The sequence below is a fragment of the Nocardia sp. NPDC004260 genome (genome assembly GCF_053603155.1).
This window is the reverse complement of record NZ_JBSGEZ010000068.1, coordinates 21,225-38,838: the sequence shown is the minus strand read 5'-3', so window position 1 is coordinate 38,838 and position 17,614 is coordinate 21,225. Positions and strand designations below refer to the sequence as shown.

At 68.3% G+C, this 17,614-nt stretch carries 13 protein-coding genes; 12 read left to right on the top strand and 1 reads right to left on the bottom strand.

The window, feature by feature from the left end; genetic code table 11:
• Positions 1-724: 724 nt before the first annotated feature.
• The 9 genes from ACWEO7_RS30250 (at position 725) to ACWEO7_RS30210 (ending at position 10,829) form a co-directional block, all read left to right on the top strand.
• Positions 725-1,222: a hypothetical protein gene (locus tag ACWEO7_RS30250; protein WP_452428243.1), complete on the top strand. Its 498-nt coding sequence runs from the start codon at positions 725-727 to the stop codon at positions 1,220-1,222.
• A gap of 11 nt (positions 1,223-1,233) precedes the next feature.
• A complete protein-coding gene (locus tag ACWEO7_RS30245; RefSeq protein WP_452428241.1) occupies positions 1,234-2,877 on the top strand; it encodes a hypothetical protein in 1,644 nt (547 codons plus the stop codon).
• A 39-nt stretch (positions 2,878-2,916) separates the two neighbouring features.
• On the top strand, positions 2,917-4,377 hold the full coding sequence (locus ACWEO7_RS30240) for a PPE domain-containing protein (protein WP_452428240.1): 1,461 nt from the start codon (positions 2,917-2,919) through the stop codon (positions 4,375-4,377).
• 22 nt (positions 4,378-4,399) lie between these two features.
• The gene (locus ACWEO7_RS30235; protein WP_452428238.1) at positions 4,400-4,735 is read left to right on the top strand and encodes a YbaB/EbfC family nucleoid-associated protein; all 336 of its coding nucleotides are present in this window, start codon (positions 4,400-4,402) and stop codon (positions 4,733-4,735) included.
• Positions 4,735-5,460, top strand: coding sequence for a hypothetical protein (locus tag ACWEO7_RS30230; protein ID WP_452428236.1), 726 nt, complete (start codon positions 4,735-4,737; stop codon positions 5,458-5,460). Before ACWEO7_RS30235 ends, ACWEO7_RS30230 begins: the two co-directional genes overlap by 1 nt.
• Positions 5,457-5,840 (top strand): hypothetical protein, encoded by a 384-nt coding sequence (locus tag ACWEO7_RS30225; RefSeq protein ID WP_452428234.1) that lies wholly within the window; start codon positions 5,457-5,459, stop codon positions 5,838-5,840. Before ACWEO7_RS30230 ends, ACWEO7_RS30225 begins: the two co-directional genes overlap by 4 nt.
• A gap of 36 nt (positions 5,841-5,876) precedes the next feature.
• Complete coding sequence (locus tag ACWEO7_RS30220; RefSeq protein WP_452428232.1) at positions 5,877-6,197, top strand: hypothetical protein; 321 nt, start codon at positions 5,877-5,879, stop codon at positions 6,195-6,197.
• Positions 6,198-6,203: 6 nt separating this feature from the next.
• Entirely contained in the window at positions 6,204-8,762 is a 2,559-nt protein-coding gene (locus tag ACWEO7_RS30215; protein ID WP_452428230.1) for a hypothetical protein, read from the top strand.
• Positions 8,763-8,909: 147 nt separating this feature from the next.
• Positions 8,910-10,829, top strand: a complete 1,920-nt coding sequence (locus tag ACWEO7_RS30210; protein ID WP_452428228.1) for a type VII secretion target — start codon at positions 8,910-8,912, stop codon at positions 10,827-10,829.
• 461 nt (positions 10,830-11,290) lie between these two features.
• Here ACWEO7_RS30210 and ACWEO7_RS30205 read toward each other — a convergent pair whose 3' ends face one another.
• Entirely contained in the window at positions 11,291-12,412 is a 1,122-nt protein-coding gene (locus tag ACWEO7_RS30205; protein WP_452428226.1) for a hypothetical protein, read from the bottom strand.
• Between the two features lie 176 nt (positions 12,413-12,588).
• On the opposite strand from ACWEO7_RS30205, the gene ACWEO7_RS30200 reads away from it, so the two are divergent.
• The 3 genes from ACWEO7_RS30200 (at position 12,589) to eccA (ending at position 17,548) form a co-directional block, all read left to right on the top strand.
• Positions 12,589-13,536 (top strand): C40 family peptidase, encoded by a 948-nt coding sequence (locus ACWEO7_RS30200; RefSeq protein ID WP_452428225.1) that lies wholly within the window; start codon positions 12,589-12,591, stop codon positions 13,534-13,536.
• Positions 13,537-13,560: 24 nt separating this feature from the next.
• On the top strand, positions 13,561-15,222 hold the full coding sequence (locus ACWEO7_RS30195; protein WP_452428223.1) for a WXG100-like domain-containing protein: 1,662 nt from the start codon (positions 13,561-13,563) through the stop codon (positions 15,220-15,222).
• Between the two features lie 565 nt (positions 15,223-15,787).
• Complete coding sequence (gene eccA / locus ACWEO7_RS30190; RefSeq protein WP_452428221.1) at positions 15,788-17,548, top strand: type VII secretion AAA-ATPase EccA; 1,761 nt, start codon at positions 15,788-15,790, stop codon at positions 17,546-17,548.
• Positions 17,549-17,614 lie beyond the last annotated feature (66 nt).

Genomic DNA, 17,614 nt, shown 5'->3' with positions numbered 1-17,614 from the left:
GCTCAGACTCCCGACCCACACCCCCACCCGGCGGCGCCGACTCCACCCGCGGAGCCACCACACCACCCGGACCACCCTCAACCGGCTGACCCGACGAACCCGACTGAGACGGCATACCCGAAACATTCGGCGCCCCAGACAATCCAGTCTGACTCAGCGGTCCGGAGTGACCCGGTTGAGCAGCGCCACTCGACTGGCGGGGCTCGCCAGGGGTATTCGCCTGAGCAAGCCCGGGCGGCGGAGTCGCCGGCGGTGCAGGTGCGGTCGACCCCTGACGCGTGCGTGGACTGCCTGGCCGACCCGACCATGGCGTCACGGGTGCCGGAGGCGCCTCGGCCTTCTCTTCGGGCCAAACCTCAGCGGTGGTCATTGTCCCCCCCCGGCCCCAAGCGGGCTACGCAGGGCCGCGGCAGGTCGGAGCAGCAGGCGGAAGTTCATCTGCGACTATCTCCTCCATTCGTCGCCGGTGGCTGCAAAGCCCTTGGTATCTCCGGCGATTCGTGCACGTCAGTGTACGTCCTGCGGCTACTATCCTGGCTGTCCCGGCCGAGATCTTAGTTCCCACGAGTGGGAATCCTCGACAATGAAGATGTCGAGAGGGACCCCGAGCATGGTCGATGATGTACAGCCGCAGATCACGGTCGTCTCATTGCTTCTACCTGCGACGACAGTCCCCGGCCGGGCTCGATGGGAAACTCGCTGCGCGTCGAATAGGTGAAATCGCATGGGTATGTTCGGTTTCGAATGGAAAGATGTCGCTGCGGGCGTAGCGAGCGGCGTGGGGTTCGCGTTCGGTGGTCCCGTCGGCTCCGCGATACTCGGCGGTGCCGTCAGTGGCGTTTGGACGGGTATCGAGAGAGGCTCCTTCGAGGAAGGTTTGCAGGCCGGACTGATCGGTGCCGCTTTCAGTGCGATTCCCGGCGGCGTCGTCGGTGGCGCGACAAGGGGTCTGGCTGGCGGCGGACTCAGGGCGTTGGGTGTGAGTCTCCGAGATGCCGGGCAGCTCATGACGCAGCGAGGTTTCGGTGGATTGGCGGATCGATTGGCGTTCGCGAGAGCGGGCATGCCCAGATTGGCTGCGGGTGCGGCGGCCGCTGGCGCCGGCAACCTGCTGGCCAGTAGAGGATACGACCTCGTCCATTCGGGTAAGCCGGCGAAGGTATACGAGCAAACACTTCCGACCAAGGTTCTCAATGACTCCACAGCGTTCAGTTTTGTCTGAGGAGTAGCTCTGTGGACAACAAGCCGAACGATATGCTGATGCCGGATCGGGAGAAGATCAAGTCCGGTAATTACAATCCTGCGTGGGTCCACTCGCCGTTTACCGAGCATCGCTTCAAAGACTTCTGGAAGTTTTTCAAAGATAGTTATGCCACTTGCGGCAAAGATGATCGGCCGGATCCTCCGAGTGCGCCGGAGGTGCCGCAGGTGGCCCCGCATGGTTCTATCGGAAGTTTCGAGAACTACGCGAATGTAGCGGTGAAACTGAAGCAAGCGTACACCGAAGTCAATGGCAGGCTCGACGCGCTTGTGAAGAAGTGGGCGGCAGACTCCGCCCAATGGTCCGATGTGGGGCAAAAAGCGATCAATACCGTGATCGATGAAAAAGTCGTGCCGGTGGCGCCCGTTCCGCCCGTCGACGGTATAAAGATCGACGACTACCACTGGACCTGGATCACCGCTGCTTGCAACGAAGCGAACACCGAACTCGAGAAGGTCGTCAATGGGCAGGGCGGTGTCGCGAAAAATATCGACGACGGCACCGCAAAGATCAAAGATCTGGAAAAGCACATAAAGGATTTGGAGGCGGCGCAGAAGAATCCAGCGTTGAACCCTCCGCCCATCGATACGGGGCAGTGGCCGCCGGGCGTTATGCCTCCTCCGTCCACGGACAATAGCCTGCCTCCGGGTTTGGATGGCCTCGACGGGCTAGACGACCCGAACAACTCCGGTCTGACGCCGCGCGGTTTGAACGATCCCGGCTTGGACACCCCTGGTGTGGACAATTCCGGGCTGAACCCTCAGACACCCGGCGGTCTCGACCCCAACTGGACCACGCCGATCGGGACGACACCCACCACGCCGAGCGTGCCGCAGACCCCCATCACGTCGCCGATGGGCTCCGGCATGGACCTGATGGGCTCCATGCTGCCGATGATGATGCAGCAGGCGATGATGAGGAACATGGCCGACCAGGACCTGAACGGTCGTCGCAGGGAACTGGATCCGAGCCGCTACGACGACCAGCTCGATGCGGTGGCTCCGCCGCCGGTCGCACCGCCGGTCACGGCCCAGCCCGCGGTCGCGCAGCCGTCCACGACGGCCCCGGCGACGCAGCACAGCGGGGCACCCACCGGCACGACATCCACCCAGCCCGCGGTCGCGCCCGGACGGACTCCGGATACGGACGGCAGCGTGACCTACACCTTCCCCGACGGACGTACGCAGAAGGTGTCCACTATGGTCGCCCAGGTCCTCGACGCGGCATTCGGCAACCACGCGGACACCTCCGCGCAGAAGGCATACGAGAAGACGTCGGCGAAGTGGTCGGACAAGAAGCAGATCGGCAAACGTGTGGGTGACTTCGAGCTGATGACCGGCGACGTCGCCACATGGACCAACTCGACCGCGGTTCTCGTTGTGTTCCCTGCCGACCAAGGTGGCACATTGGAGGTCATCGTCAAGGGCGAGCTGAAGCCCTTCGACCCGAAGATGCCCGAGATCGCCTCGGATACGAACACTTTCGAGGGCTTCGCGCATCCGAACGGCATCGAAGTGACCGCGCCGGCGGACGGGGGCGCGCCCTCGGGTATGCCGGGCTCGGCCGATCAGTCCGCGGCCGCGGCAATGCCGGTTGTCGCGGCACCCGCGGGCTGATCGCGCGAGCAGTGCGGGAGATGAGGAGAGGAGGTCGCGATGGCGCTGAAGGTGGATCCGCAGGAACTTGTCGCTGCGGCGTCGAAACTCGCCGCGATGGCGCGGGATACCGGTGCGGCGATGCCCGGGGGATGGGTCGTACCCGCGGGGGCTGACCCGATTTCCGCCGCGGCGGTGCCGCAACTCAACGCGCAGGCCGCCTCGTTGTTCAACGGAATGGCGGGTGTCCTCACCGATATCCAGCGGACCGCGTACAACATCGGCGCGGCCGCCGCCGATTACACCGCGGCCGACGACGCCGGCGCTCGGAGGATCAACGGCAGCGGCGGTGAACTGGTCGCCAATCCGGTGGGCGAAGTGCAGGAGATCGGCCAACGGCGCCCGCCGGGCCTGCGGTTCCCCGCCGCGGGCGGAGCTGTCGACCCGTTGACTTTCGCTCAACAGTTGCACTCGGGCCCCGGGCCCGGGGCGGCGAAGGGATTCGCGGACGCGCTGCGCAAGTTCGCCGGTGGTCCGCATCTCGCGGCGATCGAGGGCGTGACCTCGGCGGCGAAGTCGATGCAGAACTGGGAACCGGTCGGCTCCGCGGCCGCCGCGGAGCTCGGCCAGCGCCGGGGGTGGCTGGACCAGCTCGGCATGGGCCTCGGGTTGCTGGCCGACGGAATCGATACCTACAGCGACGCATTCCGGACCGCGAAAGCCAAACACCCCACGCCGGAGGAGATCATCGCCGCGCGCAAGGAGCTCATCGCGGCGATGCGCTCCAAGAACGAGCTCGGCATCCAGGCCGCCCTGGCGAAGTTCAACGAGCAGAACGCGCGTTCGGCGGAGACGATCACCGGCTACTCCACCGAAGTCGGCTCGAAGGTGGGCACCAGCGAAGGCACCGGCAAGGGGAAGGGAAGCGGCAGCGGTGACAGCAGCGCATTGACCCAGATGCTGCCCGCCCTGATGAGCGCGATGGCCTCGGCCGGAACGCCGTTGAGTCAGCTCGGACAGTCGAATACCTCGGACGCCTACGACGACTACGGCATCGACGAGTACGGTTACGACGGCCTCGGCATCCCCAGCGGGCTCGGTACGGGCAGCCCGAGCGGGAGCCCCGTCGGCAGTCCCGGCCTCGGCATCCCGGATGTCGAAGCCGAAACCGTTGCGGCGAGCGCCTTGCCGGTGGCCGCCGCGGCCAGTCTGGGTTCGGGCATGCCGCGCACACCGGTGATCGAACCTCTCGGTACGTCGTCGGCGGCCACCGCTGCCGCCGCGCGCGGCGGATCGCCGATGATGCCGTACATGCCGATGGCGCCCGGCATGGGCAACTCGGGTGGCAACAACGACCGAAACCGCGTCGTGGCGTGGCACCCCGACCGCTTGATGTACGTGGACGACACACCGCACACCGAAGCGGTGATCGGGGAACGGCCTACCATTGCCCCGACCGTGACTCCGCCGACGCCCGCGCCGAGCAATCAAACCCCTTCCCAACCCGGAGGTAACGCATGAGTGAGCGCAGAGAGGTGGCGTCGTGAGTTCCATCCACCCGGACGTGCAGGCGGCGTTGGACGCCGCCCGGGATCTGCGGCACCGGATCGCCGAGATGCGGGAGAAGATCGACAACATTCGCGCCCGCAGGCCCTCGCCCAGCGGCGCGGTCATCCCGGAGGTCGACGCGATGGGCAGGCTGACCGATCTCTACCTCGCGCCGGGCACGGCCGACCGGCTCACCTGCCCCGAACTGGTCACCGAGATCATGGCCGCGATTCGGGAGAGCACCGCCGACGCGGCGCGGCAGTACCAGAGCGTGATGGAGCAGCCCATCGACGCAGACGAGCCGATCACCACCGCTTCCGGGCAGGCCTGATGACCGAACCCGCACCGGAGGTCACCGTCGCGGATACGGTGCGGTGGCTGCACGACGAGGGGCTGGTCCGGCTCGCCGGGGTGGCGGACGGCATCTCGGACATAATCGTCGCCTACACGATCGATGTCGCCACCGGAACCGTCTCCGCGCATCCCGCCACAGGTGGCGGCGTCGGCGCGGACGTGGTGTCCGTGGCCGCCGACGACCTGCCGTATCCGACGGGAACCGCCCGCCGTCTGGTGGTCGCCGGTGTCACCACTACCGACGCGGTCCTGGTGATCGACTTGGCCGCGACCTTGACGATCGCGATCAACGCCGACCGTCCCGAGCAGACGGCCCGATCGTGGGTGCTGCAACTGCTGTTGAATCCGGAGGTCACCGTCACCACAAACAGCGCCGACGTCGCGATCGGCAGCAGCGCCAGGTTGCGGCAGAGTTTCATTCCGGGCGGCGGCGCGACACTGGTGAACGTCGACGACACCCGCCCGCCGGTGACGGCGGTGACGCTGAACCCGGCCACCGAAGGTCCCGACCATCTCGACGTGGCCCCGGACGGCACCGGCGAGTTGTACCTCGGGGCCCGGTTCTGGCAGATGCGCCAAGTCATGCGCATCGAGGACGCCGCCTGGTCGGTGCTGGCCGCGCGCCTGGAATCCATGACCGACGACGCCGATTACCTGATCAATCCGCAAGCTGGTGAACGATTCTCGGAGAGCAGCCGATGACCGACATACATCCGATCCACATGGACGATTACGACGTCGACGATGTCGATGAAGTCGACGAGCGGGAAGCCGCCGCACCGGACTGGCGGACCATTACCTACGAGGTGTTCAACCCCGACCACACCGTCGGCGTCGGATGCGACCGGGACGGCGAGATCATCGGCTTGTACATCACCGATGACGCCCGCGAGAACGGTGACGAGTGGTTGGCCTCCCAGATCCTCAAGCTCGCACGGCTGGCGCACGCGAAGTCGCGCGTCGGGCTGCGGGCGGAGATGGAGCACAAGGGCACCCGCTCCTACACGATCGATTCGTTCGACCTTCCGACCGAGGCGTCGTATCGCGCCATGGAGGAAGCCGAGTTCCGACGCGACACCTGAGTGCCGACCGCCGCAAGGGCGAGACAGGACAGCGACATGACCGACAAGTTCGATACCGACGATCCGCACGAGGTCGTCGACGCCGCGCGGAAGTTCCACACCGCGATCACCACGGTCGGCGGCCAAGTCCAGCAGATCAGTGGTAATTTCGTCGCGCCGCGGCGCCCCGAATCGGAGATCGATCGGCGACTGGTGGCGCACACGCAGTGGATCAAGACGACGTTCGAGCGTGCGGTGCGGGCCAACGGCCGCCGGGTGGACGCGACGACAGCGGTCACCGCCCAAGTGTCGTACACCCACGGCGACGCCGATCGCGCGGGCGCAGCTGTGGTGCGCAGCCGTACCGAGTTCGTCTGAGCGCTGATGGAACCGGAGCGCGACAGTCCATACTGGGACGCCATCGTCGGCGACAACTGGCCGGCGATCTCGCCGGGGGACTGGAGTGCGCTGGAACGTCTCGCGCGGGACGGGGCGGGGGCGTTGGACCTGCTCGACGCCGACCGCAGACGACGCGACTTCGACGAACGGGTCCGTTCCAGTGCCGGGCTGCAACCGGTCAAGGACGATATGGTGCGCCAGCGGAGGAACCCGCAGGCGTTCGCCGACGCGCTGGAGGCCGCGGCGGACACCTTCCGGGACTTCTCCGACCTGGTGTACCGGACCCGCAACAAGATCCTCGACATCGTCGAGGAGGCTACGGCGAGGGTCAACGCGACCAAGCGGGCGGCCGCGGCGGAGGACGACGAATCCGACGCCCAGGCCATCCGTAGCCGGATTCCCGGAATGATCGCCGCCGCACGCGAAGACGTCGAGGATGTCGTCCGGGCGGCGCTCAGCTCGATCAGCCCCCAGGGGCTGCCCAGTTTGGGCTTGATCGCCGACGCGCTGGGGCAGCCGGGCCCCTGGGACCCGGGGCATCGCAACGCGCACGACCACAGCGGCGGAGAACACGGTGCAGGCGACCGGGGACAGCACCGGCCCGCGACCGACCACTCCGGCGATCCACGGCACAACGGATCCCCTCGGACCGATCGGCCGAAGGACGATAAACCCGTTGTGGTGTTCCCGGAGAACGCGGGCGAGCGGCCGGTCGTCGATACCGTCGACCCATCGGCGCCCGGAGACGAGGTCGGCAGGCAGCCGAATGCTCGCACCACCCAGGACACTTCGACCGAATCTCCGGTCACGGACCCGGTGCCCGGCCAGTACCCGCCTGGCGGAACGACGGCCGTCCCCGCCGGTCATACGCCCGGCGGGGCATCCGACGGCGGACCCACCCCGACTGCCGCGGGCGGCCCACCGCGCGGACAGCTCACGGACACCGAGCCCATGACTTCGGATCAGGAAGTGCCGACGGGCGGCGGCGACCACGGTGCGCCGGATTCGGACGCGCGGGATCCGCACGGAAGGGGTTCGGATGTCTCGGTCGACGACGCCGAGTCCGCGACGCACGACCGCTCCACCACCGGTTCGGCGGCAGAAACGCACGACGCCGCCGCACCCGACCAGACCGGCGACGTCGCTGTGTCCGCGGGCGGCCCGGCGGCGTCGGTGGCACCGCCATTGGTCCTTCCGCCACCCGTGGTGACGCCGGGTTCCCTGGCAGCACCGGCACCGGCACCGGCCGTCTCCAGCGGTACGTCCGGACCGGCGGTCTCCGCTCCAGCGGCACAGGCCGGCTCGGGTCCGCCGCAAGTGCAGGCGAAGCAGACCACGGCCCCACCCGGCGAATCGCGCGGACCGGCCGCCGCGCCCAAGGTCACGGCGGTGAGCGCGGGACCGCCCCCCGGTGCGGGCGCTGTGGGGAAGACACAGCCGCCCGAGCGGACCTCGCAGCGCGCGGACGCGGGCAAGGACGAGGCGGACGACAGCGACGATTCGATGCGCAATGTCGTCGGCGCTGCCATGACCTCGGCGGCGGCCCCCGCGTTCGTCCTCGGCGCGCGAGTGGACGGAGATCTGGTGCTGGCCCGCACACTGCTCGCGGGGGTCTTGGCCGCGGGCGGCGAGGCGGTCCTCGGACTCGGGTGGGCGGTTTCGGTGATGCGCCACCAGAGCGGGATCACCGCGTTCGTCACCTCGAACGAGGGACGCGGCTGGATACCCGCCGGGCTGTACCTGCCACGTGAGGTGTCCACGCCGTGGGTGTGGGAGGTGGCCGAGAGTGCGTGGGAGGGCGTCGCGGATCCCGCGCGCGTGCTGGCAGAGTTCGGGATCGCCTGGGGGCGCAAGTCCGGTGCGCGGCTGACCGCCGTCGTCTCCTCCGAAGAAGTCGACGCCGAACTGCGACGGCAGTTGGGTGAGGTGCCGATCGAAGGGGAAGTGGCCGCCTCGTCGGCGATGGACTTCAGCGCGCCGCGGCCCAGTCTGGTCGACCGCCTCGAACTCGTCGCGGCCCCGGCGCTGGTGCAGCGCGCCGCGGCCACGCCGGAGTCGGAGATCGGGCTGCGCTGCTGGGAGTTGGCCTCCGACGCGCACGTTCGGGTCCACGGCGCCGGTCTGGGCTCCCCGGCCGCGCTGGGAGCGCCCGCGGCACGCGAGCGGATCCTCGGCGCGCTGCGGCAGCGCCGCGAAGTGCCGCAGGAGTGGTGGGAGGAGCTCCGGGATGCCGACGATCTGCTCACGGCGACGATGTTGTCGCGGCGCGCCGATGTCTCGCGGGTCGCGTTGGGTGAGTTGCGCGCCGACCAAGCCGGCGGCCGATACGCGTCGGAGATGAGCGGCCTGCGGGCCATGGTCTTCGAACGGCGTTGCGACGAACTCGTGCTGCTGCTGGCGGAGGCGGCGACACGACAGGTTCTGCGCGACGCGATGTACGCGCACACGCAGATCATGGGTCATCCGGCCTTCGTCGCACCGGCTCCAGCGCCCGCCGCGGCTCCGCCTCGCCGTCCGACTATTACCGCGGGGCCAGGCCGCTGATCAGTAGCTGGATACCGTCGATCGTCGAAAAGCGTTGCCACTCAACGCCAGTGCGCAAGTGCCGGATCGAGCGACCGCTGCGCACTCCCCACTCGTGGGAAGAATCGACAATAAGGGGACGTGTGGTGGGAAAGGATCTGATCGAGCATGCCGAACAGCATGGAAATCGACCCTGCGGTTTTGCGTCAGCTGGCCGACCAACACAATCGGGTGGCCGCGGATACCAGGGAATGGGCCAAGCCGCCAGCGGATTGGCTGGCGAACTTCCTGCCCACCTACGGCAAGATCGCCTACCCGGTGTATGAAGCGCTGGAGCGATACTACGACGCACGGCAGCGTGCGGGCGAGGCGCTGGCCAGCGAACACGATCGCACCGCCGCATCGCTGCGTGCGTCCGCGGACGCCTACGAGCAATCCGACGACGAGTTCGCCCAGCACATCCGGAAGGTGGCCGGCCTCACCGATCAGCCTTCCCCGGTGCCGGGAAGCTCGCACGCGCCGTTCGGTGCGGATCGTCCCACGGCGCCGTCCATGTCCATACCCGGCTCATCGCCCGGTGACGACCCGACGACCGCCGGTCCCAGTTCCGCCGGTCGCGATTCGGCAGCTCCCGACGGCACCCAGACCGACCCGCTCGGCACTTCACAAGGCAAACCCAATGAGGCTTCCCCGGCCGCCACGGGCGTGCCCGGCGCGGCGGGCGCCCCGACGGATGCGGCGGCCGCCAATGGCACCGGCACGCCGAACGCGACGGGAACGACGACACCGGGCGCACCGTCCAGCACCGGTGTGACCGCGCCCTCGACCGCGGGCATGCCGCCTGCCGGGGTCGGCCCGCTCAACGGAGCCCCGGACGATCGAGGCGCTACGCAACCGCCCACCGGCGCGACGGGACGGTCGGACCTGCCGCCCATGCCGGTGCCGGTGGCGAGCCCGTTCGCGACCGCCGTCGCCTCGGCGAAGGACAAGGAGGCCGAGCCCGCGTACGTGGTGGGCAGCCAGGTGAACGATGATCTCGTGCTGGCCAGGACGCTACTCGGCAGCGTGCTCGCCGCGGTGGATTCCCCGGTGGGCATGGCCTGGGCCGTCTCGGTGATGCGAGGTCCCGGTGGAACGGGTGTCTTCATCACGTCGAACGAAGGGCGTGGGTGGTTGCCCGCCGGATTGTTCCTGCCGCGTGAGGTTTCCACGCCGTGGAACTGGGACGAGTTGCTCGCCGCCGACGACGGCGCCGGATCGCCCTGGGAAGGAGTCACCGATCCGGCCCGGGTCCTGGCGGAATTCGGATTGGCCTGGGGTGCGAAGGCGAACGCCGGTCTGTCTGCCCTCGTGTCCTCCGGTCCGATCGATCCGGGGTTGCGCAACCGCTTCGGTGAAGCGGCGATGGAGGGGCTCGTCGCTCCGTCCTATGACGTCGACTTGCGCGAGTTCACCCCGGATACGGCCGACCGGCTCGGCCTCGCCGGTTCGATCGCCGGCCTGGAACAAGTCTCGTCGGTACCCGACGCGCAGGTGCGCTCGCGATGCGTGGAACTGGCCGTCGACGCCCACGGGCAGGTCGGACGCTCCGGACCGGCGCCCGTGGAAGCCGCGACTTCGCGCCGGGTTCGGGAGCGAATTCTCACCGAGCTGCAAGCCGGGAGGCCGGTGCCGCGCGAGCTGTGGGACGAACTGCGGGATGCCGACGATCTGCTGGCGGCCTCGATGCTGGGACAGCGGGTCGACGTGGGCCGGGTGGAGATCGGGCAGCTTCGGCTGGACGCCGGGGCATCCCCTCTGCGCAGCATGGTTTTCGAGCGGCGCTGCAACGAATTGGTGCTGCTGCTGGCGAACGAGACGAGCAGGCAGACCCTGCGCGATGCCGTCTACGCCCACGAACAGGTCACGCTGCATCCACAGTTCGTCTCGACACCGGCGCCGGTCTCCACCGCCGTGCAGCCCGAGCGTGTCGCCCCGCCCGCAGTGGTTCCTTCGGTCACCGCACCGGCGGTCGCGGGAGGGCCGCCGCCAACCGTCGTGGCCGCGCCTTCGACCCCGCCGCCGGTGGCGCCTCCGGAGCAGTCGTGAAAGCTCCACGAGCGTAGGTCGATTCATCGGTCCGGGCGCGGCGTGGTGGGTGCGGTCCCACCGCGCCGCGAGCCGGACGTCGGTATGTCTGTCGCTGAGGGTCCTCCCGTGGAGTCCGGCCATACCGGCAGCCGGATAGCAACGCGGTGACGCCCGTGCGGATCACCGCTCCATCCGCGCTGCCGAATCGGCATCGGTGACCGTGCACACGATGTGCGCTCTCGTACGCAATTGCGGCACTGCCAGTAGCCGTCCGGAACCGGAATCCCGCTACTCCCGGTGTACGACCGCCGCACTGCGCTCAGTGGTCCGTGGACCAGCCCGAGGCGCTGTGTGGGCCCCAGGAAAGCCAACTGGGTGATCAATGCACGCCGCGAACGCGGCAGCTGGAACCGGCGAATGCCGAACCCGCCGACGGACTCGATACGTTCGAGCGCCCTCCGAAAGGCGGCTCGACGCGGCTACGCCTCGATGACGGAACTTTCTTCGGGAGTCGGTTCGCCCTCGGCCTCCGCGTCCTGGGCGGTCTCGCTGCCCGTCCGGGCGGTCGCGGACCTGTCCCTGGTCCGCCGAGCCGGGATCACGCTGGGTGACGGGGTAGCGGCCGGAGCTCCATCCTGCTCGGCGGGCGGCGCGGTATTGGCAGCAGGCGCCGCGGTGATGCCGCCGGGCTGTGCGGTTTCCGGCTGCGCGGCGGCCGGTTGGGCATTCGGATCGCCCTGCGGCGGCGCGGCCGCGGGCTGGCCTTGATTGCCGGGCTGCGGCGCCTGCCCCGGCTTACCCGGCGCGCCCTTGTTCTGGTTCTCCTCGGCCTTCTTCGCCTTGTCCTCTTCGGCCTTGTGCAACATCTCAGGTATCTGGGAGACCAGCGGCATAGCTGCCATCGGCAGCATTGCGAGCATCGGCAGCAGCGAGGAGAGGCCACCGTCACCGCCGCCACCGCCGCCGCCGGTACCACCGGCCGTGCCGCCCCCGCTGTTCTGGCCGCCGCCTTTCGAGTTGCCGTTGCCGCTGCCGTTGGCCATATTCTCGTTGAGGTCGGCGATCGCGGTGACCTTGTCGTACACCGCCTCAACGGCGGCGGCGACCGCCTTGAGCAACGGCAGCTCTTGGGCAGGCTTCAGTTTGGCGGTGCCCGCGGCCTTCAGCTTGGTATTGAGGTCGGCCACGATGGTTTTGATGGACCGCAGCGCCTGCACTTGTTCGGCGGCCACGGTGACAGAGGTCTTGACCACCTTGTCGTCCATCTGCAGCAATTGCAGTTGCCTGGCCTCGACCTTGTTGATCGTCTTGCGGTACTCGTCGTCCGCCTCGCCTTTGCCGAGCGCTTTGTAGATGGCGGGCTCGAGCAGGTCGGCGACTTCCGGCGGGGGAGTGGTCATGCCGCGTCCGAGCAGGTCTACGGCGGTCTGAATGGCGGTGTCCGCCATCGCGATGTAGGCCCGTAGCCCTTCCGAGGCCCCGGGCGGGCAATACAGGTCGACCAACCAGAAATGTTTGACCTCGGAGGCCAGACTGGCCAGAGGGGTGGACGCCAGCGCCGATGCTTTTTTGGCTTTGGTCTCCGCCGCCGTTGTCGCCATACCGTCGCCACCGCCTTCCAGAAGTCACACTCATTGTCTCGGCTTCCCGATTATGGGAAGTGGCGCATAGTTCGATTACCCACCCACGAATGGGAATACGACCGATTCGGTTCGGGCGACACAATAGCTGGAGAGTGTGAGAGGCGGTCGGTGATGAGCGATGGCGAGTCGGTCGAATGGCACCGGCACTGACGAACGACCTGGACGGAGTGCTCCGATCGCTGCTCGCGCTGTACGGCGACGGCCAGCCCGCCGGCCAGGCGGCGACCACGACCCAAGCTCTCGCAACCGATCTGCGTCCCCAGTCCGGAGCGGTGGCGCAACGGTACGGCGAGGCGCACGGCATGCAGATGTCGATCGCGGAATCCCATGCGAGCAAGGACAGCATCGTCGGCAAGGCCGTGGGCGAGTCCGGTGACGGAACGGTCAACGGCCGCGGCCGCCTGAACAACCACATCGCGGATTTCCAGAGCCGGATACAGGCGATCGCTTCGGTGGCCGACACTCGCTTCAGCGGGCCCGCGCTGCTGGACGCCGCACAGACCACCATCTCGAATGCCACCAAGCAGGTCGACGCCGATGTCGCCGCCGCACGGCAGCAGGCGGCGCAGATCATGCCGCCCGCCACGCCGGCGACCCGGCAGACCAGGCACGGTCCTGCGCCGCGCAGGCGGCGCCGGACGCGCCCGAGGTCCAGTTCCTCCTCCCGGCTGCGCCGCAGGAGCACCGTCCGCTCGGACGGAACCAGAGGCGGCAACGCGGTGCTGGCCGCCAGCAGCTGGCTCGGCACCCCTTACGTGTGGGGCGGTGGCGGCGCGGGCGGTCCGAGCGGCGGTGGATTCGACTGCTCGGGTCTCACGCAATACGCCATCGCCCAGGCGAGCAACGGCGAAGTCGTGCTGCCCCGCACCACCTACGAGCAGATCTACAGCGGGGTCCGGGTGCACCCCGAGGATGTGCGTCCGGGTGACCTGGTGTTTCCCGGCTCTTCCTTCAGCACGCGAGGTCCGGAGCACGTGCAGCTGGCCGCGGGCAACGGCATGGTCATCGAGGCGCCCTACACGGGTTCGACGGTGAAGTGGTCACGCATGGACAGCAACTCCGTCGTCGTGCGGGTGCTGTGACGCGGTGACCATGGGGAGGATCGCGTGGCCATAAACATCCCCAGCGAGGTCGCGCTGTTCCTGAACATCTGCGGCATCCCCTACCCGGATATCAACGAGGACGACGTCCGGGCCCTCGCCGGGCATGTGCGCACCTTCGCCGCACAGGTGCGGGACACGCACGACTCGGCGACCGGCGTGATCGACGAGATGGGCGCCTTCTACTCGGGTGAGTCGTATCAGCAACTGGTCGCCACCTGGGCGGGCATGAGCGCGACCCACATGCGGCGACTCGACAGCGCGTGCAAGATCGTCGGTCAGGCCCTCGACGTCGCGGCGACGGTGATCACCGCGGTGAAGGTCGCCGTGCTGGCCGAACTCGCCGCCCTGGCCGCCACCTATGCCTCGATGATGATCACGCCGCCGCTGGCGCCTTCCGCGCCCCTGATCGCCGCAGCGGCGCGCAAGCTGTGTGAGGAGATGGCGCAGTACCTGATCGGCTATATCGTCGCCGAAGTCATCGGCAAGGCGATCGAACCGCTCGAACAGGCCATCGACGACATGGTCAAGGGGATCGTCTACGACGCGACCCGCGACGCGCTGCACGTCCCGTCCTCGGGCAGACCGCCGCCGCTACACATCGATCCCGACGCGGTGCAGCACTTCGCAAAGGTGCTCGACGATCACGCCGACGACATCATGCGGCACGCGGCGACATTCGCCGAGAACGTCTCGACGCTCGATTTCACGACATCGACACCGTTCGACGACATGGCCGAGCACGCCGCGCCGGACGCAGGCGCTCCGCATGGCCTCGGCGCGCCGGAGCGGGGGATTCCGTTCCAACGCGGCGAACAGCCGGAGTCGCGCTTCGGCCCGCACGCACCGGCGGCGAACGCCGGCCTCGACGGACGTGGGAACGACGAGGCGCGCGTCCCCCTCGCGCGGCGCGAAGCCCCCCACGCGGTCGGCGCTGCGGAACGGCCGGTCGAGCGAAACGGATCCGAAGGTGGCACGGGTACGCCGGTCCAGCCGGGCGAGCGATCCTTCTCGCCGGCCGGGTCGGAACCCCGCGAGTCACCAAGCCGGTCTGCGGCCCCGTGGGTTGCGCCGAACGGTGCGGACCTCAACGCGGCGGACCGGCCGGCAGGTGTCGAGCACCCATCCGCGATGTCGGCGCACGCTGGAGCGGATGCCGGACCGGTGGCCGCCCACGACGCGGCGCCCGAGGTTCCGGCGCGGCCGGCGGTCGACGCCGAGGCTCGCCGATCCGGCTGGGCGTCCGAGGCGGCTGAACCCGCCGACCCTGTGCCCGCGGGGGACAGGGCCGCAGTCGCGGCCCCCGTCATGGGCGATGCGCCAGGAGTTCCGCCTCTCTCGCGGCAGAGCCCGGGCGCGGCGTCCACCCCTTGGGGCCGACCCGGGCCGCAGCCGGGCAGGCTGGATCCCGCACCGCCTAAGCTCGAGCACGCGGCGATGGCCACGCCCAAAGTGCGTCGGCCCGCGGTCACTCCGTGGACCAAAACCCGCCGTACCCGGGACGTTCCTGCTGTGGTGCACGCGCCATCCGCGCGGCCGCCACTGCGGCTGGTGCGGGAGAAGGACTCCGAAGCGAACAGCGCCGGTCGCGCCGACGCGGCTCCCCCGCCGGCGCGGGTGACGGCTCCGGCGTCCGAGCCCCCGGACTCGCCGCCGTCGCGTGGCTGACGGGCTGTCGAATCGACTCGCCGCCCTGACGCGGCGCACCGGCGATCGAACGAACAAGAAAACCCATTCCCAAGCGCGGGAATGGGTCACAGAGTAGAGATGGCGGGAGTGGTAAGCGTAGACGAACCGCGCTACCGCCTGGGTGTCGTTCCCCCGCAACGGCCGGTGGCCTGCCGGTGCCACCGGCCGTTGCTTTTGGGTTCAGATCGTCAGGATGAGGGACTGACGATCTGTGTTCAGACAGTACCCTCTTCTGTCGGAACGTTCAATAGTGTGCACCTAAATAGCGGCAAGAATTTTGCATCAAGCGTGTGACCTGCTGCGCGGCGGCTGGGTGGACCGGATCGCGGCTGGCCAGCCGCCGCCGAAGGGGCCATCTGCAGGCGGATGATTGCCGACCCCGAGGTAAACATACCGTTAACTGACGGCACGTTCAAAATTGGCATGTCGCGGAAGCGGCGTCGTCTCCGTCTCGACTTCCCAATGTTGGGAAGAAATCGAGTCCTGGGCGTGATCCCCGGAATCTATCGTTCGAGCAGGCTTGATCGGCGGAAGGGAAGTCCGAGTGTCAGCGGCCGAGGACGCGTTCTACACGGGTGTTCAGAATCTTGGGTTGGTCGCGGGTGGCGTGCGCAACGACCAGCACGCGGCGGCGGCGTTTCGGGCCGCTACCGATCTCGACCCGGACATGTGCGATGCCTGGCTCGGGCGTGCCATGGCCGGGGAGGTCACCTCGGAGGTGATCTACGGGGCCTACCGCTCGGTGCACAACCTCTACCGCGATCAACAGCGGGCGGGTCTGGTCGACCGCGCCCTGTGGTGCCAGGTCGAGATCGGCATGTACGGCCTGCGCGTCGCGATGGCCGATCGCGATCAGATCGCCATCGCGCAGGCGTGCTCGTATGCCGAAGGCGGTGAATGGCAGGAAGCCGCGGCGATCCTCGACGAAGTCCCGCGCGACGACGTCTCCGACTTCGTGCGCATGTCGCTGTACTTCCGGACGAAGCAGTGGCCGGAGGTGCTCACGTTGCGCAACGCGCGGCCGGTGCTGGAGGATGGCCTGCTGGACATCGCCGCCGAGCTGATGACCGCGCAGTCGCTGGCACACCTGGGCCGCTTCGGCGAGGCCATGCCGCGCGCGCAGCGAATCGTGGAAGACAGCTCCTCTGGCAGCCTGTCCTATATCTGGGCCGACGCGCACTTCCTGCTCGGCATGCTGATGCGGCACAACGGGGATCACGACGCCGCCGAAAAGGTCCTCAAGGGGTTGCAGGGCTCGGCACTGTGGCCCGACCGTGAGGAATGGCAGCGCGCGGTGCGCGACAAGTCGTACCGATTCGAGGTCGCCACCGCGGAACTCATCGCGTCCAGGACGAACAGGTGGGATCCCAAGACGGGCGACGACCCGCGCGAAGCGGCAGCCAGCGCAGCGCGCGCGGAACGGGAGAGCCTCCTCGCGGAAGCCTCCGATCTGCTCCAAGCGCAGATCGGCATGGATTCGGTCAAGGAGCAGGTCGACCGGCTCAAGTCCGGCGTGCTGATGGATCAGGTGCGCGCCAAGCGCGGACTCGCCGTGGATTCGAAGTCGCAGCACCTGATCTTCTCCGGCCCCCCCGGTACCGGTAAGACGACCATCGCCCGGGTGATCGCCAAGATCTTCGCCGGTCTGGGTGTCGTGGAGAACGCCGAGGTCATCGAGGTCTCCCGCAACGACATGGTCGGCACCCACCTGGGCCACACGGCGCCGAAGACCAACGCGCTGATCGACTCGGCGCTCGGTGGGGTGCTGTTCATCGACGAGGCGTACACCCTTATCCAGGAAGGTCTTTCCGGCGGGGACGCGTTCGGCAAGGAGGCGGTCGACACGCTGCTGGCTCGCATGGAGAACGATCGCGACAAGCTCGTCGTGATCATCGCGGGCTACGAGGACCAGATCGACCGGTTCCTGGCATCGAACGACGGCCTTGCCTCTCGTTTCACCAAGCGGATCCGCTTCGCCAGTTACGACGCCGACGAACTGGTGCAGATCGCCGAACACATCGCGCGGAAGAAGGATTCGATCCTGTCCGAGCAGGCTCGCGAGGTGCTGCGCCTGAGGTGTGAGGAGCTGGCGGGACAGACCAAGAACGGCAGGCGGCTGATCGATCTGGCCGGTAACGGCCGTTTCGTGCGCAATGTGGTCGAGGCCGCCGAAGCCGAGCGTGATTATCGCTTCACCAGAGAGAACGCCGATATCGCCGCGATGACCGACGAGGAGCTCATGACGATCGACGCGTTCGACGTCACCGCGGCGCTGGAGGGCTTGGCGCCGAGCACGCGGGTGTGAGGCGTCCGCTGATCCGCTATCCCCAATGCTGGGTATAGCGGTCGTATTCATGCTGTGACCGCTGGT